Genomic DNA, 632 nt, shown 5'->3' on the forward strand with positions numbered 1-632 from the left:
GGTATCTGCATCGGCCGGTGGCCAATGATGCTTTGACGCTTTATGGCAATGTCGACCTGCGGCAGGCAACGCTCGCCTTCAACGGCTCGGAGCGCATTGCCGGTATTCTCGTCGAGGAAGGCGATATCGTCAAAAAGGGCCAGGTTCTGGCGCGGCTCGATACTAGCCGGCTTTCGCCGCAGGTGCGGGAGGCCGATGCGACTGTCGCCGCACAACGTGCCATGGTGATGAAACTCCGCAACGGCAGCCGTCCCGAAGAAATTGCACAGGCGCGCGCCAATCTTGCATCGGCCAAGGCGGACGCGGCAAACGCCAACATCCAGTATGAACGGCGGGCTGCACTGACCGCGACAGCGACGATCAGCAAGCAGGATCTCGACACGGCAAAGGCCACAGCCGCAGTTGCCGACGCCAAGGTCGAAGTCGCGCAGAGTGCGCTCGATCTTGCCGTGGCCGGCCCGCGCGCCGAGGAACTGCTGCAGGCCGAAGCACAGCTACGTGGCAATGAAGCCCAGCTGGCGCTGATACGCCAGGAGCTCGACGATGCGGAACTCGTGGCGCCGTTCGATGCGGTGGTACGCTCGCGCCTTATGGAGCCGGGCGAAATGGCAGCCCCAACGAAGCCGGTATTC

At 63.4% G+C, this 632-nt stretch carries 1 pseudogene; it reads left to right on the forward strand.

Features of this window, described 5'->3' with window-relative positions:
• A pseudogene (locus ACXJ5O_RS29100) lies at positions 1-632 on the forward strand (hypothetical protein); the annotation flags it as partial.

Source organism: Phyllobacterium sp. P5_D12, assembly GCF_054049495.1.